This is a genomic window from Leadbetterella byssophila DSM 17132, from assembly GCF_000166395.1.
Classification (GTDB): Bacteria; Bacteroidota; Bacteroidia; order Cytophagales; family Spirosomataceae; genus Leadbetterella; species Leadbetterella byssophila.
On record NC_014655.1, the window covers coordinates 3037467 to 3061891 of the forward strand.

At 39.2% G+C, this 24425-nt stretch carries 22 protein-coding genes; 6 read left to right on the forward strand and 16 right to left on the reverse strand.

Annotated features, from left to right (window positions below):
• Positions 1-22: 22 nt before the first annotated feature.
• Both LBYS_RS13525 and metG read right to left on the reverse strand, forming a co-directional pair.
• On the reverse strand, positions 23-790 hold the full coding sequence (locus LBYS_RS13525) for a 3-hydroxyacyl-CoA dehydrogenase (RefSeq protein WP_013409408.1): 768 nt from the start codon (positions 788-790) through the stop codon (positions 23-25).
• Between the two features lie 13 nt (positions 791-803).
• Positions 804-2849, reverse strand: coding sequence for a methionine--tRNA ligase (gene metG / locus LBYS_RS13530; RefSeq protein WP_013409409.1), 2046 nt, complete (start codon positions 2847-2849; stop codon positions 804-806).
• A gap of 171 nt (positions 2850-3020) precedes the next feature.
• On the opposite strand from metG, the gene LBYS_RS13535 reads away from it, so the two are divergent.
• Both LBYS_RS13535 and LBYS_RS13540 read left to right on the forward strand, forming a co-directional pair.
• Complete coding sequence (locus tag LBYS_RS13535; RefSeq protein WP_013409410.1) at positions 3021-3899, forward strand: ABC transporter ATP-binding protein; 879 nt, start codon at positions 3021-3023, stop codon at positions 3897-3899.
• A complete protein-coding gene (locus tag LBYS_RS13540) occupies positions 3899-7525 on the forward strand; it encodes an ABC transporter permease/M1 family aminopeptidase (RefSeq protein WP_013409411.1) in 3627 nt (1208 codons plus the stop codon). The genes LBYS_RS13535 and LBYS_RS13540 overlap by 1 nt, the downstream gene beginning before the upstream one ends.
• Here LBYS_RS13540 and LBYS_RS13545 read toward each other — a convergent pair.
• Positions 7520-8092, reverse strand: a complete 573-nt coding sequence (locus LBYS_RS13545) for a class I SAM-dependent methyltransferase (protein WP_013409412.1) — start codon at positions 8090-8092, stop codon at positions 7520-7522. The two genes, LBYS_RS13540 and LBYS_RS13545, sit on opposite strands and share 6 nt — an antisense overlap.
• Positions 8093-8147: 55 nt before the next feature.
• The gene (gene greA, locus LBYS_RS13550; protein WP_013409413.1) at positions 8148-8618 is read right to left on the reverse strand and encodes a transcription elongation factor GreA; all 471 of its coding nucleotides are present in this window, start codon (positions 8616-8618) and stop codon (positions 8148-8150) included.
• 410 nt (positions 8619-9028) lie between these two features.
• On the opposite strand from greA, the gene lpdA reads away from it, so the two are divergent.
• Positions 9029-10420: a dihydrolipoyl dehydrogenase gene (lpdA, locus tag LBYS_RS13555; protein ID WP_013409414.1), complete on the forward strand. Its 1392-nt coding sequence runs from the start codon at positions 9029-9031 to the stop codon at positions 10418-10420.
• Between the two features lie 31 nt (positions 10421-10451).
• On the opposite strand, the gene LBYS_RS13560 is transcribed toward lpdA, so the two are convergent.
• Together LBYS_RS13560 and LBYS_RS13565 are read right to left on the reverse strand one after the other, a co-directional pair.
• Entirely contained in the window at positions 10452-11096 is a 645-nt protein-coding gene (locus tag LBYS_RS13560) for an AlbA family DNA-binding domain-containing protein (RefSeq protein WP_013409415.1), read from the reverse strand.
• Between the two features lie 88 nt (positions 11097-11184).
• Positions 11185-11406 (reverse strand): DUF2795 domain-containing protein, encoded by a 222-nt coding sequence (locus LBYS_RS13565; protein ID WP_013409416.1) that lies wholly within the window; start codon positions 11404-11406, stop codon positions 11185-11187.
• A gap of 168 nt (positions 11407-11574) precedes the next feature.
• On the opposite strand from LBYS_RS13565, the gene LBYS_RS13570 reads away from it, so the two are divergent.
• A complete protein-coding gene (locus LBYS_RS13570) occupies positions 11575-12312 on the forward strand; it encodes a copper homeostasis protein CutC (protein ID WP_013409417.1) in 738 nt (245 codons plus the stop codon).
• Here LBYS_RS13570 and porT read toward each other — a convergent pair.
• The 4 genes from porT to LBYS_RS13590 are packed head-to-tail and all read right to left on the reverse strand — an operon-like array spanning position 12296 to position 15409.
• Complete coding sequence (gene porT / locus LBYS_RS13575) at positions 12296-12994, reverse strand: type IX secretion/gliding motility protein PorT/SprT (protein ID WP_013409418.1); 699 nt, start codon at positions 12992-12994, stop codon at positions 12296-12298. The two genes, LBYS_RS13570 and porT, sit on opposite strands and share 17 nt — an antisense overlap.
• Positions 12994-13722 (reverse strand): bifunctional demethylmenaquinone methyltransferase/2-methoxy-6-polyprenyl-1,4-benzoquinol methylase UbiE, encoded by a 729-nt coding sequence (gene ubiE / locus LBYS_RS13580; protein WP_013409419.1) that lies wholly within the window; start codon positions 13720-13722, stop codon positions 12994-12996. The genes porT and ubiE overlap by 1 nt, the downstream gene beginning before the upstream one ends.
• Complete coding sequence (locus LBYS_RS13585) at positions 13719-14729, reverse strand: quinone-dependent dihydroorotate dehydrogenase (protein WP_013409420.1); 1011 nt, start codon at positions 14727-14729, stop codon at positions 13719-13721. Before LBYS_RS13585 ends, ubiE begins: the two co-directional genes overlap by 4 nt.
• Positions 14730-14776: 47 nt before the next feature.
• Positions 14777-15409: a trimeric intracellular cation channel family protein gene (locus LBYS_RS13590; protein WP_013409421.1), complete on the reverse strand. Its 633-nt coding sequence runs from the start codon at positions 15407-15409 to the stop codon at positions 14777-14779.
• A gap of 80 nt (positions 15410-15489) precedes the next feature.
• Here LBYS_RS13590 and LBYS_RS13595 point away from each other — a divergent pair, with 80 nt between their 5' ends.
• Positions 15490-15798, forward strand: coding sequence for a transposase (locus LBYS_RS13595; protein WP_013407105.1), 309 nt, complete (start codon positions 15490-15492; stop codon positions 15796-15798).
• Between the two features lie 164 nt (positions 15799-15962).
• Positions 15963-16694 (forward strand): DDE-type integrase/transposase/recombinase, encoded by a 732-nt coding sequence (locus tag LBYS_RS13600; protein ID WP_013407251.1) that lies wholly within the window; start codon positions 15963-15965, stop codon positions 16692-16694.
• Between the two features lie 33 nt (positions 16695-16727).
• On the opposite strand, the gene LBYS_RS13605 is transcribed toward LBYS_RS13600, so the two are convergent.
• The 6 genes from LBYS_RS13605 to uvrA form a co-directional block, all read right to left on the reverse strand.
• Complete coding sequence (locus LBYS_RS13605) at positions 16728-17417, reverse strand: response regulator transcription factor (RefSeq protein WP_013409422.1); 690 nt, start codon at positions 17415-17417, stop codon at positions 16728-16730.
• Positions 17414-19009 carry a sensor histidine kinase gene (locus LBYS_RS13610; protein ID WP_013409423.1) on the reverse strand — a complete coding sequence of 532 codons (1596 nt, stop codon included), beginning with the start codon at positions 19007-19009 and terminating at the stop codon, positions 17414-17416. Before LBYS_RS13610 ends, LBYS_RS13605 begins: the two co-directional genes overlap by 4 nt.
• Before the next feature lie 56 nt (positions 19010-19065).
• On the reverse strand, positions 19066-19713 hold the full coding sequence (locus tag LBYS_RS13615; RefSeq protein ID WP_013409424.1) for a hypothetical protein: 648 nt from the start codon (positions 19711-19713) through the stop codon (positions 19066-19068).
• A 30-nt stretch (positions 19714-19743) separates the two neighbouring features.
• Positions 19744-20517: a (Fe-S)-binding protein gene (locus tag LBYS_RS13620; protein WP_013409425.1), complete on the reverse strand. Its 774-nt coding sequence runs from the start codon at positions 20515-20517 to the stop codon at positions 19744-19746.
• Positions 20518-20583: 66 nt separating this feature from the next.
• Positions 20584-21504, reverse strand: coding sequence for an esterase-like activity of phytase family protein (locus tag LBYS_RS13625; RefSeq protein WP_013409426.1), 921 nt, complete (start codon positions 21502-21504; stop codon positions 20584-20586).
• Positions 21497-24334 carry an excinuclease ABC subunit UvrA gene (gene uvrA, locus LBYS_RS13630; RefSeq protein WP_013409427.1) on the reverse strand — a complete coding sequence of 946 codons (2838 nt, stop codon included), beginning with the start codon at positions 24332-24334 and terminating at the stop codon, positions 21497-21499. The genes LBYS_RS13625 and uvrA overlap by 8 nt, the downstream gene beginning before the upstream one ends.
• Positions 24335-24425: the final 91 nt, after the last annotated feature.

The window sequence follows — 24425 nt, forward strand, 5'->3', positions numbered from 1 at the left end:
CTGAATGATTTGGTCCAAAATCTTAGCGTGCGGCCATCCTTATGGCTCCATCCAGACGAATGACCTCTCCGTTAAGCATTGGATTTTCAATGATATGTCGGACTAAAAATGCGTACTCCTCTGGTTTTCCTAATCTTGGAGGGAAAGGTACTTGAGCTCCTAGGGAGTCCCTCACTTCTTGAGTATATGCTGCTAATAAGGCCGTTTCAAAGATGCCGGGAGCAATGGCCATTACACGGATTCCATGTACGGATAATTCTCTAGCAATAGGCAATGTCATGGAAACTATGCCCCCTTTAGAAGCAGAGTAAGCAGCTTGACCTATTTGCCCTTCGAAAGCAGCCACTGAAGCGGTATTGATGATTACCCCTCTTTCTCCTAATTCATTTGGTTCATTTTTTTGGAGTTCATCAGCCACTAATCTCAGGGTATTGAAACTGCCAATAAGATTTACCTTAATGATTCTTTCAAAGAAACTTAGTTCATGTACTCCTTTTCTTCCCAGAATCTTCTGAGCAGGTCCTAAACCCGCACAGTTGATTAATCCACCTATGGAACCTAGCTCCTTCTTTCCGGCCGTTAAGGCCTCTAATACTTGTGTTTCATTAGTGATGTCTGTAGATTGAAAAAGGGCATTTGGCCCTAATTCTGAAGCTAAAGCTTGACCAGAGGCTTCGTTGATGTCTAAGATAAGAACCTTTCCACCTTGTTCTACGATCATCCTAGATGTGGCCTCCCCAAGACCTGACGCCCCGCCGGAGACCACAAAGGTTTTGTTGTTTATTTGCATATTTTGGGTTGAATTAACTCACCGGAGCTCCACTCCATACCTTCTTATGAGGTTGAAGTAAAGAAAGGCTGCCGTCCTTATCCTCTGCCATGAGAATCATACCTTGTGATTCTATGCCCATCATGGCTCTAGGAGCAAGGTTTGCAATGAAGGTTACTTGCTTACCTACCATCTCTTCTGCAGAGAAGTGCTCTGCTATTCCGCTTAATATGGTTCTTTTCTCCATACCATCATCGATGAGGAATTTTAGGAGCTTCTTGCTCTTCTTTATAGGTTCTGCTTCTAAAATAGTTCCTATACGAATGTCTAATTTAGCAAAATCGTCGAATTGAATCGTAGGTTTCAATTCCGGTACATTCTTTCCTTCTAATTCGTTCACCTTCTTAGTATCTAATAATTTTTGTACTTGAGCATCAATTACTGCATCTTCAATTTTTTCAAATAGGAGTCCTCCTTCATTTATGGTAGTTCCTGCAGGAACCAAATCTGTCTTCCCTGCATCAGACCATGTGGGTATTGCACCTGTAGTATTCCACTCTTTCGCACTCATTTGATCCATGATCTTCCTAGAGGTGAAGGGCAGGAATGGCTCAGAGACTATAGCTAAGGTTCCGGTGATTTGATGTGCCACAAACAGGATAGTTTTCACTCGTTCAGGGTCTTTTACCTTCCAAGGTTCGGTATCAGCAAGGTATTTGTTGCCCAGTCTAGCCACTTCCATCATGCCTGCTAGTGCTTCTCTAAATCTATAATGCTGAACGGAATCTCCTATCTGTTCAGGCAGTTTTTTCAAAGCTTCTAAAGTTTGAGTGTCAATCTCCTCAAAGGTGCCTGGAGTAGGAACTTTACCTTCAAAATACTTCTTAGTGAGTACTATAGTTCTATTAACAAAGTTCCCGTAGATACCCACTAGCTCCGAGTTATTCTTGGTTTGGAAATCCTTCCAAGTAAAATCATTGTCTTTCGTCTCTGGAGCATTAGCAGTAAGTACATAGCGTAGCACATCTTGTTTTCCTGGGAATTCCTGAAGGTATTCATGTAACCATACGGCCCAGTTTCTGGATGTAGAGATCTTATCGTTCTCCAGGTTCATGAATTCATTTGCCGGTACATTATCCGCCAAAATGTAGGAGCCCTCTGCCATGCACATGGCAGGGAAGATGATGCAGTGGAAAACGATATTATCTTTCCCTATAAAGTTAATTAGCTTTGTGTCCTTATCTCTCCAGTAATCCTCCCAGTTCTTGCCTGTTTTTTCCGCCCATTCTTTGGTCATAGAAATATAACCAATAGGTGCATCAAACCATACATATAGTACTTTTCCATCAGCTCCTTCAACAGGTACTTTTACACCCCAGTCTAAGTCGCGCGTCATAGCTCTAGGTTGCAGACCTTGTTTCAGCCAAGATTGGCATTGACCAAATACATTGGTTTTCCATTCTGTATGACTATTGACATACTTCTCAATCTCAGGCTGCATCTTATCTAATGGCAAGTACCAGTTCTTGGTGGCCTTCATGACCGGCGCAGATCCAGAGATTGTAGATTTAGGTTGAATTAGGTCAGTAGGAGATAGTGAAGATCCACATTTTTCGCATTGATCACCGTAGGCTCCTGGACTGTGACAAACAGGACATTCACCCACTATGTATCTATCTGCGAGGAACTGCTGAGCGGTTTCGTCAAAGTATTGTTCCGTTTCAATCTCATCAAAAAAGCCTTTGTCATACATCTTTCTGAAGAACTCTTGAGATGTTTGATGATGAACAGGGCTTGTGGTTCTGGAATAGATGTCAAAGGAGATGCCAAAATCTTCAAAACTGTCTTTGATGATCTTATAATACTTATCTACTACTTCTTGTGGAGAAACTCCTTCCTTCTTTGCCTTGATGGTAATGGGAACACCGTGTTCATCGGTGCCGCTGATAAATGCCACGTCTTCCCCTTTTGATCGAAGATAACGTACAAATACATCAGCGGGGATATAACACCCTGCCAAATGACCGATATGAATGGGGCCATTGGCATATATCAAAGCAGCAGTTACTGTATAGCGCATCGAATAATAGATAATTGGAATGTGCAAATTTACGGTTTTTTGCCGGAAGTATGGTGGGGTTTACCATTCATAAAAAGAAATAACCTACTAACAAGTGTTAGTTCCGTTCCATCTATTTTTTGAAAGATTCTGATCAAAAGCATTTATTTTTACTTTATTAAACCCATTAATATGCAGTTATCTATATCCCGCCTAAGTAAAACCTATGCAAATGGTGTTCATGCATTGGACAATGTAAACCTTGAAATTAGAAAAGGAATGTTTGGGCTTTTGGGTCCAAATGGAGCAGGGAAGTCATCTCTGATGCGGACGGTGGCTACTCTACAGAAACCAGACTCCGGAGAAATTTCTTTCGGCGAAATTGATGTGTTGAAAGATCCATTTTCACTTCGAAAAGTATTAGGCTATCTGCCTCAAGAGTTTGGAGTATATCCTAACTTTTCTGCGGAAGATCTTCTGGACTATTTTGCTCAATTAAAGGGAATAAGTCAAAAAACTGACCGGCAGAAACTTATTCAGGAGGTTTTAGAGATCACAAACCTTTGGGAGGTGAGGAAGAAGCATGTGAGTGGGTATTCCGGAGGAATGAAGCAAAGGTTTGGTATAGCACAGTTGCTACTAAATAATCCTCAATTAATCATAGTAGATGAGCCAACGGCTGGCTTAGATCCGGCTGAACGCCATAGGTTTTTAAATGTTTTAAGAGAGATTGGGGCAAATCATACCGTCATATTTTCTACCCATATTGTAGATGATGTGAGAGAATTATGTCACGAAATAGGCATTTTGAATGGGGGTAAGGTACTGTTTAGAGGTACTCCTTCCCAAGGGGAAGCAGAACTTCAAGGTAAGATTTGGATGCGAATCATAGAAAGAGAAGACGTAGAAGCTTTCCAAAGGGATTATCAGGTCTTATCAGCGAACTATAATCCCGACAATACTTTAAACATCCGCGTATTTTCAGAGCACCAGCCTCATGAGACCTTTGTGCCTGCTACACCGGGATTAGAAGATGTTTATTTCTCAGCTCTCAAAAACTCTCAAGCCTAATGTTACGTACCATCTTTACTTTTGAGACCAAAAGGTGGTTGACGCAACCTACCTTTTATATTTATTTCGCCGCTTTTTTTGGAATTGGTTTTTTAGTGATGGGATCTGCATTAGGATATTTTGATGCATTGACCGTCACCTCTACTTCTAACACTTTTTATAATTCCCCTTTAGCAGTGAATAGTCTGATCAATGGCTTTTCTCAGCTTTTGAATTTCATCATTCCCACAGTAATAGGTTCTACTGTCTACAGGGACTATAAGTATAATATGCATACGGTCCTCTATTCCTATCCTTTTACTAAATGGGACTATCTGGTCGGGAAATTCTTAAGTGGATTCTTTATTACTGTTTTAGTCTCATTGGCTATCGGGTTATCTTTTATCGTAGCATCAGTCCTGCCGTTTGCGAATCAAGATCTGATGGGTCCTTTTAGATTATGGGCCTTCCTTCAGAGTTATCTCATCTTTGTGATCCCAAATATCTTTTTTATAGGGGCTATCATCTTTCTATTGGTCACTCTGACCAGGAATGTTTATATAGGATTTATTTTCATTCTTATTCTCCTGATTCTTCAGTTGATCATTGGTAATCTTACAGAAAACATGGACGATAAGTTTGTGGCTGCACTGATAGAGCCTTATGGAGAAGAAGCTTTAAGTTATGTTTCAAAGTACTGGTCCATTGATGAGCAGAATTACAATAATATTCCGCTGGATAAATCCATTTTATTGAACCGTTTGATATGGATAGGGGTGGGATTTCTGGCATTAGTACTGACCTATACCACCTTTAATTTTTCTCATTCTCCCTTGACTTTTGGGAAAAAGAAGTTGGGGGAAAAAGTAACTAAGAATAATTTCCAAAGTGTTTTTAAGGTAAAACTGCCTGAAGTAAGTTTTGATTATTCCTTTGCCCACTACTTCAAAACTTCTTTAAATCTTGCCAAGATTGAGTTCCGATCTATAGTAAGAAACTGGATATTCATCTCCATCGTAGCGGTTTTGTTCCTGTTTGTGATCATCATGGGTTATACCCTTGGTGAGGATCTCATGGGTACAAAAACCTATCCCGTAACTTGGAAGATTTTATCTACCATAAGTGGGCAGTTTATCTTCTTTAGTGAAATCCTGATCTTTTTGTTTTCTGGTGTGCTTCTTAATCAGGCCATGTCCTCCAGAATGGATAGCTTAGTGGATTCTACTCCTATACCTAATTGGGCCCTCTTGTTGTCTAAGTTTCTAGCATTAGTAGGCATGTGCCTGGTATTGATGTTTACGGCCATAGTGTCGGGGATGTTAGTACAAGCGTATTACGGCTATTATCATTTCGAACTGATACTCTATTTCAAGCAACTTCTATTCTTTACCATGATCAATTGCTTGATACTTATAGGTATGGCTTTGTTCGTACAGTCCTTATTTAAGAATTATTTGCTGGGCTTTATGACATTAATAGTGTTACTGATGCTGCCTAGTGGGCTTAGAAAATTGGGTGTTGAATTACCTATTTTCCATTTCAACAGTGGGACCGGACTCTCCTATTCAGACATGAACGGATTCGGCTCATTTAGAACTCACTTGATTTATAAGGCTTATTGGTTGCTATTTTCAGGTATACTTTATGGGTTGACCTTGCTGTTTTGGAGAAGAGGTAAGTTTTCTGGTGCGATGGATAGGATATCTACTGCCGCCGGCCGACTAAAACTGCCAATAGCTGCTCCATTAACTTTATTGCTCACTGCATTCATAGGATTGGGCTATGCTATCTACAGAGAGATTGCAGTAAATAAGCCATTTTATACTTCGAAAGATCAAGAGCTGAGGCTGGTAGATTTTGAAAAGAAATATAAGAAATATCAAAATACTCCTCAGCCGCGTATCGTGGACGTACGAGTAGAAATGAATATTTTTCCCAAAGAGCGCAATTATGATGCTACGGGATTCTTCACCTTAGTGAATAAGACGGATAAAAATATAGATTCACTCATCATTGACTACGCCAAGAACTTGAGAAATGTGCAATGGGATAAGCCCACTTCTCTTATTCTTGCTGATTCAAATTTGAGATTTTCCATATACAAGCTTGCTGAACCATTGGCTCCGGGAGATACGGTTAAGGCGCAGTTTTTAGTTGGAAATCCTAGAAACACATGGTTTCAAGATGAATCTCCTGTGTTAGAAAACGGTACCTTTATCAATAATCGTACATTGTTCCCTAGTATTGGTTATCAAGAAGATAATGAGATTCAAGATAATGATGTGCGGAAAAAGTATGGATTAAAAGATAAAGAAAGAATGGCCTTCCCTTCAGATTTGAAGGCAAGAGGAAATACATATATATCAAATGATGCGGACTGGATCAATTTCGAAGCAATAGTCAGTACCTCAGAAGATCAGATTGCTATCGCCCCAGGATATTTGCAAAGAGAATGGGGGGATAACGGAAGAAAGTTCTATCATTATAAAATGGATCAGCCTATTCAGAATTTCTATGCCTTTAATTCAGCCAGATATGAGGTGAAAAGAGAGAAATACAAGGGGGTAAATCTAGAAATATACTACCATAAGACGCATGATTATAATATTGATAGAATGATCATGTCCTTAAAAGACGGTTTGGATTACTTCTCAGAAAACTTTGGCCCCTATCAGCATAAACAAGTTAGAATCTTAGAGTTCCCGCGAACCGGAGGAGGATTTGCACAATCTTTCCCCAATACTATTCCTTATTCAGAGGCAATAGGATTTATAGCTTGGGTAGATGAAAACAAGCCAAATTCCGTGGATTATCCTTATTCCATCACAGCTCATGAATTAGCGCATCAATGGTGGGCCGGACAAGTGATCGGTGCTAATGTAAAAGGGGCTACTCTGCTTTCAGAATCCATGTCTGAATATAGCTCTCTCAAGGTTTTGGAAAAGAAATACGGCAAGTTTCAAATGCATAAATTCCTGAAAGACGCTCTAGATAATTATCTTTTAGGAAGGGCAAAGGAATGGAAAAGCGAAAACCCATTAATGTATAATGAAAACCAGCAATATATACATTACAATAAGGGCTCTTTAGTGCTATATGCTATGAGTGATTATTTAGGGGAGGCTAGATTTAATGCTGTTTTGAAGGATTATATTCAAAAATATAGATTCCAGGAACCTCCATATACTACCTCCGAAGAGTTTGTTGCACTTTTAAAAGAAGCTACTCCGGATAGTTTGCAGTATCTCATAAAAGACATGTTTGAAACCATTACCCTATATAACAATAAGGTAGATAAAGCTTCTGTAAAAGACTTAGGTAAAGGAAAATACCAAGTAGATATAGATTTCCAGGTGTCAAAATATAGAACAGATAATAAAGGGAAGCGCGATTATAGTGGAGGCATTAAGGATGGGAAGGTGCAATCTTTGCCTTTAGCAGATTATATTGAATTAGGGATATTTGGAGAAAAAGAGAAAAAAGGCTCTTATGAATACGATAAGGAATTGTACCTTAAAAAATATAAGATTAGTAAGATCAAGAACAAACTGTCCATCATTGTAGATGAAAAGCCAGTGGAGGTAGGTGTTGATCCTTATAATAAGTTGATAGACATAGATTCTAACGACAATAGACGGAGTTTATAATTCATACTTTTTGATTTGAATAAAATCATTCATGAGGGTAATTTCCCGGGTTTTTACCCGGGAAAACTCTGTCATGATTTCTTCGATAGACGGCATTTTACTAACAGCCACATTTGCGGTTAGCCTAAAGAACAAATACATGCTTTTTATTAAAAGGGATTGCAGTCCTTTTGTCTTTTCCGGGAAATCGCAGACTACGATGGGACAAGGGGGTAAAAGCCTAATAAGGTTTCTACACTGCTCATCATTAAAATTATCTAGCAGGAAGGGTACTATTATTCCATCATAATAGGAATAGTGGAAATCAAACACATCAGCAAGGTGAAATTCTACCTGACCGTGGCTGTGTTTTTGAGCCAAGTGGATCATTTGTTCAGAATGATCCACAAAAATGATGTTATAGTCCTTCAATAATGGCAAGTAGCTTCCATCTCCTCCGCCTAGGACGAGGAGCTTTGCTCCTTTAGGGAAGTTTTCTGCAGCTAAAGCATGTGCATGGATAAGATGGTCTCCAAAGATCATCCTGCTGAGAACTTGGTAATATTTAGCTACTCTACCGTAATTCATAAAAAAAACCGCCTACGAAAGGTAAGCGGTAAAAGTATATTGAGGACTAACTGTGCTACAGAGTAATTTCAAGGATTTCTACTTCCACAACTCCTCCCGGAGCTTGAATGTCTGCTTTATCTCCCACTTTCTTACCTAATAGGCCCTTGGCGAAAGGAGAGTTGATGGAGATCTTACCTTGCTTAAGGTCAGCTTCCTCCTCTGCTACTAAGGTATACTTCATAGTAGCTTTGTTTTTCAAGTTCTTAATTTTTACAGTAGTCATTAGGGATACCTTAGACGTGTCTATGGTATTTTCATCAAGAATTCTTGCTTTGGCGAAAAGTTCTTCAAGTTTAGCGATTTCCGTTTCTAAAAGTGCTTGTGCATCTTTTGCAGCATCGTATTCAGCATTTTCGGAAAGGTCGCCTTTATCTTTCGCCTCAGCCAATGCCTTAGACACTTCTCTTCTACCTTTAGTTTTAAGGTCGTTTAGTTTGTTTTTCAAATTATCATATCCCTCTTGTGTATAATATTGGTATGACATGAGTATTAGATTTAATTGTTAACGTATTTAAAAAAAATTACCCACCGCTTTTCGGGGGTAGAAAAAAAAGAACGGTTAATAACCGTTCCTGAAAGTATGTCCACTTCAGAAACTGGTAACTAGGTTTGGCCTGATTTTTTAATGTCTTTTCTTTTCATAATGCTCTAACTTTAATGCAAATATATAGCATTCCTTCAATTTTCAAAGGAAACTGTCATTAATCTAACGGCAATGTTAGCTAATTAGAAAACAATATCATCACTTTTTAGTTCAATTTTCTTTGGTACATTGTTTTAAACAGCACCTGAGCAGAGAGGCTTTGGGGCATGAATTGCTTTATAGGTGTGTATACGTTAAATTATTATGCTTATTTTTGTCATCATTTTTTTAATCTTTAAAGTCAGAAATGTATGGCACAATATGATGTGGTGATATTAGGTAGCGGTCCTGGAGGATATGTAACAGCTATCCGGGCGTCACAGTTAGGGTTAAAAGTAGCCGTAATTGAGAAAGAAAACCTGGGAGGAGTTTGCCTTAACTGGGGATGTATTCCTACCAAAGCCCTATTAAAATCCGCTCAAGTATTTCAGTATATTCAGCATGCCGCAGATTACGGTATCAAGGTAGAAAACGCCGATGCTGATTTTAACGCTGTAATAGCACGTTCTAGAGGTGTAGCAGAAGGCATGAGCAAGGGTGTTCAGTTTCTGATGAAGAAGAATAAAATCGATGTGATTGAAGGATTCGGAACCGTTAAGCCTGGAAAGAAAGTGGAAGTGAAGGCAAAGGACGGAAGTGTGAGTACTGTGGAAGGAAAGCATATTATCATAGCTACCGGAGCACGTGCTCGTCAGTTGCCTAATGTGCCTATTGATGGAGAGAAGGTGATTGATTACCGTAAAGCGATGGTTCTAGATAAGCAACCTAAATCTATGATCGTGATTGGATCTGGTGCTATCGGAGTGGAATTTGCTTATGTCTATGCTAGCATGGGTACTAAGGTGACTATCGTAGAATTCATGCCAAACATAGTTCCTGTTGAAGACGAGGATATTTCTAAGGAATTAGCTAAGCAATATAAGAAGATGGGTATTGACGTTCACACGAACTCAAGCGTGGAGAAAGTGGATACTTCAGGTAAAGGATGTGTGGCTACAGTGAAGACGCCTAAAGGAGAAATTACTCTGGAAGCTGATATCGTGCTTTCTGCAGCCGGTATTCAAGCAAACATCGAGGGCATTGGTCTTGAAGATGTAGGTATAGCTACGGATAAAGGTAAAATCCTTGTAGATAAATATTATCAGACGAATGTTCCTGGATACTATGCTATTGGTGATGTTGTGCCTGGACAAGCTTTGGCTCACGTAGCTTCAGCGGAAGGTATTATTTGCGTGGAGAAGATCGCGGGACATCATCCTCAGCCTTTGAACTATGGTAACATTCCTGGATGTACTTATTGTACTCCTGAGATTGCTTCTGTAGGTTTGACAGAAAAAGCTGCTAAGGAAAAAGGTTATGAGATCAAAGTGGGTAAGTTCCCATTCTCTGCTTCGGGTAAGGCTAAAGCAGCCGGAGCTCCTGAAGGATTTGTGAAAGTGATCTTTGATGCTAAATATGGAGAATGGTTAGGTTGCCACATGATTGGTGCTAACGTGACAGAAATGATTGCGGAGGCTGTAGTGGCTAGAAATCTAGAAACTACGGGTATGGAGATTGTTAAATCTGTACACCCTCACCCAACCATGTCAGAAGCTATTATGGAAGCTGCTGCAGCAGCATACGGGGAAGTGATTCACTTGTAAAAAAAGAGACACATTTCTGTGTCTCTTTTTTTTATGCTAAGGCAAATTGATCCTCGGATTCGTTTGCAAACACTTGGAGTACCCGCGCTAGTACCAGAAGTATTAGGGTCTTGGATGCTTGTTTAAGGGGGATATCTGCCACCTTAGAGAACATATTGACCGTGATCTTCCCGTGTTGATCTAAATACTTCATTAAAATCTCCTCTTTCTCCCCGTAATGGAATCTATAGTTTTTCTCTTTCAAACGCTCTTTTAGAATTTCCCTTACTTCTTTGCTAGCCTGAATAGAGCGGTCAGCATTTCGAACATAAACTTTACGATCAGAACTATCCCCCGTAGGATTGAAATAGATGAGATGCTCCTCACTTTTTCGGATATGGTAAGCTAGTATAGGTCTGCCATTTTCCAGTTGGATTTCCTGCTTGGAATAATGAACGGGAGGATAGATGAATTTGGCGAAACTTCTTTCCATGACAAAAGCATCTTCATCCGGAAATTTTAAGCCGGATAGTTCTCCATTATCAGCTACACCCAGAAGTAAGGTGCCACCCTGAGTATTTGCAAATGCCACTACTTCTCTCATGATTTTATCCGGGTGGGTAGACTTTAACTTAAACTCTAATTTGCTTCCTTCCCCTTCTTTCACGAGTTTTTTGAGGTCCTTTAATTCTAACATAACAAACCCGACTAATACTCTAATTTACGGCAAACTGCTCTAAATGGAAATACTTTTTTGAGCAAAAAAAAGCACCTCAATGAGGTGCTTAATATTCGTCTTCGTTGAAGAAGAAATCTTCTTTCGTAGGATAATCCGGCCAGATCTCCTCTATATTCTCATACGGTTGCCCGTCATCTTCCAATTCGGATAAGTTTTCTATTACCTCATTAGGGGCCCCCGATCTTATCGAGAAGTCAATTAATTCATCTTTCGTTGCTGGCCATGGGGCATCTTCTAAGTAGGATACAAGTTCTAGTGTCCAGTACATAATCCCATTGAGTTTAAGTTAATAAAATTAATCGGCTGCAAAAGTAAAAAAAACTTTTATCTAAAAACGTTTTACGTAAAAAAAATTGCTTTCTTGAACTACATTATTTTGGTAGGTTATTTATCGCACTTTTTTTCAGGAACTTAACGCTTACATGACTTTTGTAATATGGGAAAAAAATTAGAGATCTGTTGTTATAGCGTACTTTCTTGCACTTATGCTGAGAGGGGAGGTGCAGACCGTATAGAACTCTGTGCCGGTAGACCGGAAGGAGGAACCACACCTTCATGGGGTACTGTAAAATCAGCATTGGAAGCAGTTAATATTCCCATCTATGTTATGATTAGGCTTAGGGGAGGAGATTTTTGTTTCAATGCCTATGAAAGGGCTGCTATGCTAGAGGATATCTACAGTCTTAAGCGTTTGAAGCCAGGTGGGTTTGTTATAGGAGCATTAAAACCTAATGGTACTATAGACTGGGAGGTAATTGATGAGCAATTGGAGGCAATAGGGGATTTTCCGGTGACCTTTCATAGGGCTTTTGATATGTGCATTAATCCGGAAGAAGCTTTAGAAGGCTTAGTAGAACGAGGGGTTCAAAACATACTGACTTCAGGCTTACATCAACACGCTATAGAGGGATTAATAGAACTGCGGAGATTTGTGGATCTAGCTGCTGGCAGAATTAATATTATGGCAGGAAGCGGTGTCAAGCCGGGAAATATTCTTCAAATTGCAGTAACCGGCGCGCATGCTTTTCACTTTTCAGCTACGGAGATTTTACAAAGTCCCATGTCATTTAGAAATCCTAGGATTAATATGGGGGCAAAAGTGGATGAATTTCTCCTATATGAAGCTGATTTGGAGCAAATAAAACATGCGAAAAGCCTTATTGAAACAATATAATCAAACTGACCGTGTGGGTTCTCAGGCTTTTTACATCCTGTAAATACGCCACACTATTGTTTTTACGAATCATATTAAACAAGCCGTGTGAAAAGTGAAGTTCAGGTGTTACTTTGAAGTAAGGCCTGAATATCTCTAAACCCGCTCCATATTCTAGCATTAAATCATTCGTTCTCAAAGAGGAATTAAAGACAGAGCGTTTGGAGCCTTTTCTACCTACTGTGTTTGTCTCAAAAGCCCATCTAGTGCCTCCAAATACATACATGCGGGTGTTAAGTCGCCTTTCCGACTTATACTTAAGATGTACAGGGACTTCTAACCAGGCCTTATCTACTTGCTCGTCTTTTTGGTATTGGTCATTATCACCTTTGATATAATTGATTTCCCTCTTTTGAATAGTAATATTTAAAGGAGAGAATCTAAGGTCAAAGTAGTCATTGATGTAATAGTTGATCATTGCCCCCGCTCTGATAGCCGTGGTATTTGGGGAGTTAATAGCATAAATAGCCTGAGAAGTTCCATCCGCTTGCTGTATAAAGCTGGATCTATATTTGGTGATATAGTGCGTACTTCCAAACCCAATATAATAACCAAACCTTAAAGGTTTAGCATCGTAATTGGGTTGATGTTTGGTTTTTACCTGCGCTGATGCCCACCCTAGGGAGAGGAGGCAAAGACACATTATTTTTTTCCAAGGTACACTGAACATATGCCAAAAGTAAGCGGAATGGCCTTTACATCTCTAAATCCAGCTTCTCTATACACCTTTAGAAAATCCTCTCCATCAGGGAATGCTTTGACAGATTCAGGTAAATAGGTGTACGCAGAGCTATCTTTGGATACCAATCTTCCAATTAATGGAAGTATTTTGGTAGAATAAAACCAATACGCTTGTTTAAATAGATAATTTCTGGGTTTTGAGAACTCTACAACCATACAGGTTCCTCCCGGTTTAAGTACCCGGTTCATGTCTGTCAACCCTTTTAATAGGTTTTCAAAGTTCCTTACTCCGAACGAAACGATGACCGTATCAAAGGTATTGTCAGGGAATAGTAATTTTTCAGAATCGCCTAGTTGTAATTCAATCTTTTCCTCTAATCCCAACTTTTGGATCTTCACCCTTCCTGCATCTAGCATACCCTGGGATATGTCTACTCCAATGATCTTTTCAGGTTTAAGAATCTTATTCGCTTCTATTGCCAAATCACCTGTGCCAGTAGCAATATCCAGTATGAGTTGGTTATTTCCCCCTTTTAACATTGACAATGCCTTCTTCCTCCAATAGATGTCTATTCCACCACTTAAGATTCGGTTTAGAAGGTCATATTTTCCCGCCACATTGTCAAACATGGTAGTTACCTGTTCTTTTTTTGAACCGGGGGCTTCTTTATAAGGTAAAACCTCACTCATCTTACTAGACTTTTATTTATTCTTTTGATTAATCCCGGGCCTTCATAGATGAATCCGGAATAGACTTGGATCAAACTAGCTCCTGCTGAGAATTTTTCCTCTGCATCTTCAGGGGTATGGATTCCTCCTACTCCAATGACAGGAATTTCGCTCTTACCTTTGATATAACGAATTACTTCTGTAGAACGTTCTTTGAGGGGCTTACCTGATAAACCTCCTGCTCCTATTTCTTCTACATTTTTGCTCTTTAAATTTGCTCTGGACAGGGTAGTGTTCGTTGCAATGATTCCGGCTATTCCTGATTCCTGAATGATTTCTATGATGTCGTCCAACTGCTCATAGCTTAGATCCGGTGCAATCTTTAAAAAGATTGGTTTTCCGTTTGGACCATTCTCTTTCTGTAGAGCGTTCAAAATTTCAAGGAGGGGGCCTTTTTCCTGTAATTCTCTTAATCCGGGTGTATTTGGAGAAGAAACATTGACAACAAAGTAATCTACCCAGTTTCTTAATGCTTTAAATGTGATCAGGTAATCCCTTACTGCTAATGAGTTATCCGTAATCTTATTTTTACCTAGGTTTCCACCTACAACTATTGAAGATTTTCTCTTTTTAAGGTTCTCTACCAAAGCGTCAATCCCATCATTATTAAAACCCATTCTATTGATCAATGCCTGATCCGGTTTTAAGCGGAATAATCTTGGTTTTGGATTGCCATCCTGGGCTTTGGGCGTAACAGTACCCACTTCCACAAACCCGAATCCCAAAGTGGCTAATTCATCTATCCATCTTCCATTCTTATCGAAGCCTGCAGCAAGACCTACAGGATTCTTAAATTTTATTCCGGCAAATTCGGTCTCTAAACTAGGGTGACTATAGTCGAAAAGTAGTCGCAGAATAGCTTTACCTCCCGGTAGCCTATAGATGGTTCTAAGGCATCCCATGGTGAAGTAGTGTATAAATTCTGGATCGAATTTAGAAAGAATGGGGAAGATGAGGTGCTTGTACAACTTTAGAAAATTTTCGCAAAATTACAGTATTTCTTAGCTTTGACAAATCAATCCTCCTCTTGATCAGGTATAGTGATGGATGGTAAATAGATTTTATACCTCACAGCCCATATTCGTAATGCCACAATAATCCCTATACAGATAAAGGTATTTAACTCTGAATTTAAACCTAGTTTCTTATTGAAGAAGTAAACAGCTGCCCCTATTATACATGCCGTGGCATATAATTCTTTTCTGAAAATTAATGGAACATGATTGAGTAATACGTCTCGCAAGACCCCACCAAAGCATGCTGTGATGGTTCCTAAGGTAATACAGATAGGAATATTAAATCCTTTAGCTTCTGCAATTTCAGCTCCTGCGATAGTAAATAGCCCTATGCCTAATGCATCAAATAAGAACAAGGTGGTGCTTAACTTATTCAGGTATTTATAAAAGAATAAGGTCAGCAGAGAGGTGATTAAAATGATCAGTAATATGAAGTCACTTGACAGCCATCCCACCGGCAAATTGCCTATTAATATGTCACGAAGTGTCCCCCCGCCGATGGAGGTAACAAATGCGATAACCAAGACCCCGAAAGCGTCGAGCTTTTTGCTCATAGCCATGGTGGCTCCAGAGATGGCAAAGGCAAACGTGCCCAGTACGTTGATGATTTTGAGTAAGTCAATTTCCGGCATAATGTGACAATTTACGAAGTCCTAATAGCTCGATAAAAACTTGGACACAAAACTAAGTTAACAATTAATTAGATTTGTGTATGTCAAAACATCGAAAAACATGGAGTTTGGAGGAGAAAGAGAAGATTGTACTTCATTCTATCCAGCACGGCGTAAGTTATTCATCGCGAGAATTTGGGGTTTCTACTGTGAGTATTTATAATTGGAAAGAGAAATTTGAGAAGTTAGGCAAAAGTGGCTTGGAAGCAGGAGCAATGACAGATGCCGAGCGTGAACTCAAACAATTACGTCGTGAAAACGAAGCTCTAAAAAGGATAGTTGCTGAAAAAGAGTTAGCTATTCAAATTAAAGATTCCCTTTTAAAAAAAAGTCAATCTCTAAAGAAATAAAAATCCAGGTAGTTGACGAATTTCTAGAGCAAGGGAGGCCTAAATATCTAGTATTAAAGCATGTAGATTTACCTCGAAGCAGCTACTATTACATTTCTACAGGTACAAAACCGGGGAAAAGGGCCTCAGGTTATGTATATGATATGGAAAATAATAGGTTTGATATGGATTATATTTTACAAGAAACTAAAACACTTCTGGAGGGCGAATTTGTGGATTATGGGTATTATAAAACCTACCGCTATTTAAACCAAGAAAAGGGATTGAGAATTGGGGCTTATAGAACCTATAAGCTCATGAAGGAAAACAATTTATTAAAATTTCAACGCAGTAATACCAAGAGAATAAGTAGGAACTGGGTAAAAGAACTCGTTCCCATTGTACAAAGAGAATTTGCATTCCTAGAATTTGATATTAAATATGTATATATCCAAGGAAAACGCACAAATGCGCAAGTACTGACAATTTTGGATGTTTTTTCGAGATGGCAATTGGGACAATACATCGCAAATTCTATTAAATCTGAAGATGTAATAAATCTATTTGAACAAATTTTACAAACTTATCCGATGCCAAAGCAATTTATAGTAAGAAACGATAATGGCTCACAATTCGAAGCTTTAATAGTTCAAGAATATCTAAAACAAAAAGGTATAACTCAGGAATTTACAAAACCGGCAACACCTCAACAGAATGGACATATAGAAGCCTACCATTCAATTCTGGAAAGTGCTGTATGTCAACGATTTGAATTTGAAAGCCTACAAGAATTTAAACAAGTAATGATAAGATGGAAAAAATTCTATAATTTCGAAAGAATACATGGCGGTCTTCACTATAAGTCCCCTAGAAAATTCCTCGAATCAATTGGTGTAAAAATTGATCCGAATTGGTGAAATAAATTAAAAATAGTGTCCAAGTAATTGCGTTTAAGACAAAGTCACTAATTTAAATCCCTCTCCGTGAAGATTTATTATTTTAACAGAGGGCTCTTCTTTGAGATACTTTCTCAATTTAGTGATGTAAACGTCCATGCTTCTGGCATTAAAGTAGGAATCTTCTCCCCAAATCATCTTTAGGGCGTAGGTGCGGCTCACTGGCTCGTTTACATGTTGACAAAATAAGCCAAGCAATGCTGATTCTTTAGTGGTGAGGCTGATTCTGTTAGAACCACTGATCAGCTCTCTTTTTTCTGTATCGAGTGTTAGCTTGCCAAAAGTAAACTTAGTACTCGTGTTTATTTCTTCCTTCCCTTGAGTACGTTTTATGATGGCTTTGATCCTAACTAATAGTTCTTCCATTAGAAAGGGTTTTGTCAAATAGTCATCTGCTCCCACTTCAAAACCTTTTAGGGTATCTTCTTTCATGGATTTAGCCGTCAGGAAAATGATAGGGATAAACTCGTTATGTAGTCTGATGTCTTTTGCCAAAGAAAAACCATCTTTCTTAGGCATCATTACATCAAGTATGCACAAGTGATACTCGTTTAGGCAGAATAGATCGAATGCTTGTTCGCCGTTGACGGCCAGTGTTACTTGAAAGCCTTTTGCTGTTAAATAGTCTTGTAGTAATTCTCCTAAATTTGGATCATCTTCTGCTAAAAGAAGGGAAATTTTCATGCCTTAAATATTAGGGTGAATGTAGACCCCTGGTCTATTTCTGATTTTAGTCTCATTTTACCTTGGTGAAGCTCTACAAGACTTTTTACATAACTTAAACCCAAACCAAAACCCTTGACATCATGGATATCTCCATGAGTTACACGGTAAAATTTTTCAAATATACGTTTTTGATCTTCCTGCGCTATTCCTATACCTTTATCTTCTATGTCAATCTGAAGTAGTCCTTCTTCCGGATTTGAAGTGGAGATTTTTAAATGAACATGCTCTTTAGAATATTTCAATGCGTTATCCAGAAGATTATAGAAAATATTAGTTAGATGAACTTGGTCAGCATTAATAATACTGGATTTGGCTTCAAAACATTTTTTGCAATCAACAGAGGAAATTCTTACTTCTAAATTTTGGAGTACGTTTTCCAGAATGTCATGAACATCCAAAGGTTCTAAGGATAATTCAATTTGTTCTTGTTCCAACTTGGCCATTTGAAGTACCTTATCAATTTGTGAGGCAAGTCTTTGATTTTCTTCTTGGATAATATTCAAGTAACGATCTGTTCTTTCAGGAGTTTTGGGTACTTCTTTGTCTCTGATTACTTCTAGTGCTAAGGAAATGCTGGAGACAGGAGTTTTTAACTCGTGTGTCATGTTATTGATAAAATCGTTCTTGACTTTTGCCAGCTTGCGTTCTGATATTAGACTGGTAGCACTATAATAGAATATACCTCCTACAAGCATGACCAATAAGGTGGAAGCTGTAACTAGCCCTAATAGATTTCTGAAAATCTGATTTTCCCTGTCAGGGAAGTAAACGTAAAGGAATTGAAATCTGGAAAAAGCATCACTGGGGAATAATTTTACCCTATAGCTATTTTCTAAAATAGGGGTATTTACGGAAGCCAGAACGATATTGCCCTTATCTTCCACGGCATATCTATAGGGGATAGTGATGCCTAAATTTGATAATTCTTCTTTTAATAAGGTATCTAACATTAGGATCCCCATTCTATCAGAGATTTCCCTTTCTCCAAATAAAAGGTCCTGGATGACTCCTTTGACTACCTCCATATTCATAGGGCTTGAGATCCCTTTCTGCTTCGCATCTAACCAAATGGTCATCTCGTTCCACTCTTGAAACTTAGATTCTCTGAGACTATTACTTTCTATAAAGCTTTTTAGATTCTCATTCTCCTTTCTTAGCTTTTCATTGATGTATTCACTAGCTTTTAGCTTATTTTCGGGAATTTTTTCTCCTAAATTGTCTAGTTTCTTGTCAAATTCCTTTGTGAAGATTTCATCTGGCAAGCCAGGGAAAATATAACCTTTTTCAAAGTAAGGATGAGTGTTAGGAGATGTGGAACCTGAGATCTGCAAGAGTTTACCTTGTTCTTTTCTAGCTAGTCTCTGCTGCGCAATGTAGAGTACTTCCTCCTGCTCTATTTTTTTTGCCGTTTCCATCAGCGCTGTTTTGACATTTCTATCAAACTGCTCTTTTTGGACTTTTAAAGCATTATGAATAAAGTACCATTGGAGAGCCACTAAGCTTCCCATGGCCACGATCATAAAAAGTATGAGAAAGGTACTCTTTTTCATACTACAAAAATAGGAAGGTACTTAGAAGTCTAAGGAGGTTTAACTTTTTTTAACTCCTACCTTTTGAATCTGTAGACCAAAGAAAAGCGAACATCGTTCATGCTAAGGTAAAAGTCTTGTTGTTTAGCTTTTTGCACCTGATTAGATATGACGGCAGAAGCTATGTATTCTGTTTTTTCGGTACTAATCATGTATTTGGGGATGAGTTCGGCTCCAAGGTGGAGGTTTTCAACTATCCGCACCAGTATACCTAGATTTAGACCAGCGCCGTATCTCCACGTAGTATTAATGATTTCAGTCAAAACTTTGTCATCTGCAGTGATAGCTTCCGTAGTTTGACCACTTCTACCGGCAATGGCCGAAACTCCATATAAGAATTGCATGTGCTCATTGAAATCTTTACGCTTTTCGATTCCGATTCCAAGGTCATAATTTGATTGCACTTGCTCGCTGACGTTAAGCAAAGTCCCATTAGGGTCTATCATGCTGAAATTCTCTAGCTTTCTTTTTGAGTAAGACGCATTTAAAAGATCAAATCGCAAATAGGTACTGTTGTTAAAGCCGTACTTATAAGCAAATCCAAAATCTAAATCACGTAATGATTGAACAGTGGCATAGAATTCATCCCCCCTGTAGGTGGAGTTTTGTGCCCATGCGGATAAAGTACAAAGCAAAATGCTAAGTTGGACTAGTGTATTTTTCAAGTTAGGTAGTAGATTAATTAGCTACAAATATTATAAATCTGCAGCAATTAATTCTGCTAAATCGTAAACTTTAATGCTTTGTTCTTTCTCTTTGAATTTGATTCCATCAGAAAGCATGGTCATACAGAAAGGGCATCCCACAGCCACCGTTTCTGCTTTGGTCTCCAAAATATCTTCTGTCCGTTCTACATTGATGTCTTTTTTTCCTTTTTCCGGCTCTTTGAACATTTGTGCTCCTCCTGCTCCGCAACAAAGCCCTTTGGTTCTACACCTTTTCATCTCCACCAGTTCCGCATCCAGCGCTTGTATCAGCTCTCTAGGTGCTTCATAAACTTCGTTCGCTCTGCCTAGGTAACAAGAATCGTGGTAGGTGATTTTTTTACCTTTAAAGTTTCCACCAGTGACTTTTAATTTCCCTTCCGCGATTAAAGCTTGAAGATACTCTGAGTGGTGATAAACTTCATAAGTCCCTCCTAGTTCCGGATACTCGTTCTTTAAGGTGTTAAAACAATGAGGGCAGGCGGTAACTATTCTTTGGATTCCGTAACCGTTTAATACCTGGATATTCTGCTGGGCTAGCATTTGAAAAGTAAATTCATTTCCGGCTCTTCTGGCAGGATCTCCGGTACAGGATTCTTCGGTGCCTAAAACAGCAAAGGATATATCAAGATGTTGAAGAATCTTTACAAATGCCTTGGTTACTTTTTTGTAACGCTCATCAAATGAGCCTGCACATCCCACCCAGAAAAGAATTTCCGGCTGTTCAGTACCCATTTCTGCCATGGTTTTTACCGGTTGATCCATAGAAATTTACTTTTTAATCAAAAATAGTATGCGTGCATAACAATAGCAAGTTTCCTTGGCATTTTTTTAATGTCGAATTTCCACTACCAGTGTTCTTTGTACCCTCGTGTTATGGTTGTCGTCTGAGATGAGAAGGAGGGACCTTCCTTCCTCTTTCCAGGTCATACCCTCCATATTATCCGGTTTTAATGGTTTACCCTCGAATGTGGTAGTCTTATCCCAATTGAATATCCGTTTTTTCTCCACCTTCTCTCCTGAGAAGTCAGCTTCGTAGATTTGGATAGGTGACATCCTGCCATTGAAGCATCTTTCTAAAACCAAGAGCTTTTCCTCTTCACCCGGAATATATAGAATCTCAGATATTCCATTTCCTAAACTAGATCCAGGCGATTGGTTGGGAGATAAGCAAGCATTTCTATCTAATGGATACTTGTATAAGATTTCTTTTTCTGGATTTTGATCTTTCCATCTAATGATCATAGTAGAATCTAGACCCGCCTCGAAGGAGTACCATAAGTCCTTTTGAATAGTTAGTCCCTCTATACCCCGGTTTAGACTGGTGTACGGACTAGTGATCATGCTATATTCCTTGAGAATACGAACTTTCCCTTGTTCATCAACCGTTCCTATTCCAGTAGATTCGTCATTTTCGAAGCTGAACCAGAACTTCTTATCTGAACTTTGGTAACGTATAGCTTCAAGGTTTTTGATATCATAGAACTTTTGAACCAACTGAATTTTATTTTGATGGTTCAGGGTGTATAAGTAAGAATATTGTTTATCCTCAGCAGGACTAGGTGCTTGTCGGTCGGAAACCAAAAGATAAGTACTATCATTCCATTTTTCTATACCTGAAATTCCTCCAAATATTACCGGTTTCCATGTGGTGCTGTCCATAGCAAACACGGAGTCCACTTTGGAAATGTACCAATGATCTTGAGCTTTCGCTGAAAGGCTTAGTAGTACAAATAAAATTATCTTACGCATCTAACTCTTTTTTTAGGAAATATCCTGTAAAACTTCCTTTAACTTTTGCCACTTTTTCTGGAGTTCCTTCTGCCACGATGCGTCCACCCCCTTTTCCTCCTTCAGGGCCTAAGTCAATGATGTGGTCTGCTACTTTTATTACGTCTAGATTGTGTTCGATGATCAAAATGGTGTTGCCTTTGTCCGCTAGTTTCTGAACTACATCCAATAATTTCCGGATGTCTTGAAAATGCAGACCTGTAGTAGGTTCATCTAGGATATATAAGGTCTTTCCGGTATCCTTTTTGGATAGTTCTTCAGATAATTTAACCCTTTGGGCTTCTCCACCTGAGAGGGTAGTGGCATGTTGGCCTAAGGTAATATATCCAAGTCCTACATCATTCAGTATCTGGACTTTTCTGCTGATTTTTGGTTGGTTCTCAAAGAACTCAATGGCTTCAGACACGGTCATGTCTAAAACATCAGAAATGGATTTTCCTTTAAAGCGAATTTCCAGCGTTTCTCTATTGAATCTTTTTCCTTTGCAGGTTTCGCAAGGTACATGTACGTCCGGAAGGAATTCCATTTCAATCTTTTTCATACCTGCTCCTTCGCAAGTTTCGCACCTACCTCCTTTAACATTAAAAGAGAACCTTCCCGGTTTGTAGCCTCTGATTTTAGATTCAGGAAGTTCAGCGAATAAGCTTCTGATGTCAGAGAACATTCCGGTGTAGGTGGCAGGGTTACTTCTTGGAGTTCTTCCGATAGGGCTTTGGTCAACTTCAATCACCTTATCAATATGCTCCAATCCAAGCACTTCTTTGTACGGAAGAGGTTCCCTTTTGGCACGGAAAAAATGCCTATTCAAAATCGGAAATAAGGTGTCATGAATTAAGGAACTTTTTCCGCTTCCACTAACTCCGGTCACGCAGGTAATCGTTCCTAAAGGAATATTAAGAGTGACATTTTTAAGGTTGTTGCCAGTTGCTCCCTTAATACTTAGGATATTTCCGTTTCCTGATCTTCTTTCTTTAGGTATCTCTATTTTAGCTCTATTGCTTAAATAATCTGCGGTTATTCCACCTTTGGCAATGAATTTCTGAGGAGGCCCTTGGCTAACAACTCTCCCTCCATGCCTACCGGCCCCCGGACCTATATCAATGATATAATCCGCTTCCAGCATCATATCTTTGTCATGTTCTACAATAAGGACGGTGTTGCCTAGGTCACGAAGATCTTTCAAGGCTTGGATCAACTTTACATTATCCCGTTGGTGCAACCCTATGGAAGGCTCATCCATGATGTATAGTACACCTACCAACTGTGTCCCGATTTGCGTAGCTAATCTGATCCTTTGTGCTTCTCCTCCAGAAAGCGTTTTTAGAGGTCTATTCAAGGTTAAATAGTCCAGCCCAATGCCATTCAAAAAACCTAATCGTTTGCGAATCTCTTTCAATATCTCAGCCGCAATGGCCTGCTGTTTATCAGATAATCTGGATTCTAAGTCGGTGAACCACTCGCTAAGAGAGGAGATATCCATATCTGCTAGCTCAGCAATGTTCTTTTTGTCTATTAAAAAATGCAAGGACTCTTTCTTAAGCCTCTGCCCGTGACACTCCGGACATTCCTTTATGATCAAGAAATCTTTGATCCAATCCTGAATCTTGTCGCTCTCTGATTCTTGTTGGTTTTTCAAAAAAGTTATAATCCCCTCGAATTTTGTATTCCAATCTGTACCCGGGTATTTTTTTGACGCTACAGGAATAGGTTCTTCGGATCCATAAAGGATGATCTCCAGTACATTCCTAGGGATCTTTTCAATAGGTAGACTTAGGGAGGATTTATGTGCCTTTAGTAAAGCTTCTATCTGTTTAAATATCCAAAGGTCTCTGTATTCTCCAAGTGGCGCTATACCGCCTCTCATTATGGACAGAGAAGGGTCTGGAATGATGGACTCCTCTGTGATTTCTTCGATATGTCCCATCCCTTTACAAACTGGGCATGCTCCGTATGGGGTGTTGAAAGAGAAGGAGTTGGGAGAAGGTTCTTCGTAGCTGATTCCGGATTCCGGATCCATCAGGTTCTGGGAGAAATATTGGACATTGTTCCCTTCATCCAGTAAAAGTAGGGATCCCTCCCCTAGCTTTAGTGCGGTTCCTACCGACTGGCTAATTCTGTATCTATCTTCTTTTTTAGGAATGATTCTATCTACTACAATCTCGATGTCATGGATCTTGTATCTATCCACTTGCATTTTAGGAGTGATCTCTAACAGTTCCCCATCTACACGAACACGAGTATAACCCATCTTAGAGATTTGGACAAAAAGTTCCCTGTAATGCCCCTTACGTCCTTTGACCATGGGGGCTAGGATGTTCAACTTTTTACCTTCATGTTTGCTCAGAATCTGGTCTATAATTTGATCCTGAGTTTGTTTGATCATGGGTTTGCCGGTTACATAAGAATAGGCTTCTCCTGCCCGAGCATAAAGTAAACGTAGGAAGTCGTAAATTTCTGTAGTAGTCCCTACTGTAGATCTTGGGTTCTTTGAAGTGGTTTTCTGCTCAATGCTTATTACAGGTGAAAGACCATTGATCTTATCCACGTCCGGCCTCTCCATATCTCCGATAAAGCTTCTGGCATAGGAGGAAAAGCTTTCCATATACCGCCTTTGTCCTTCTGCGTAAAGGGTGTCAAAAGCTAAGGAAGATTTTCCACTGCCACTTATCCCCGTAATGACCACCAGGCGATTCCTCGGGATATTAACATCAATATTTTTTAGGTTGTGCTCCCGCGCGCCGAACACTTCGATTTGTTCATGCCCGGTTAAATCTATATCGTTCAAAGTCAATCTCCTTTTGATTAATCCGCGAAGTTACGAAAATCGAAATTTTTAGACGAATTTGCTTCAGATAATTCATGAGGTTCAAAGGATTATGCTA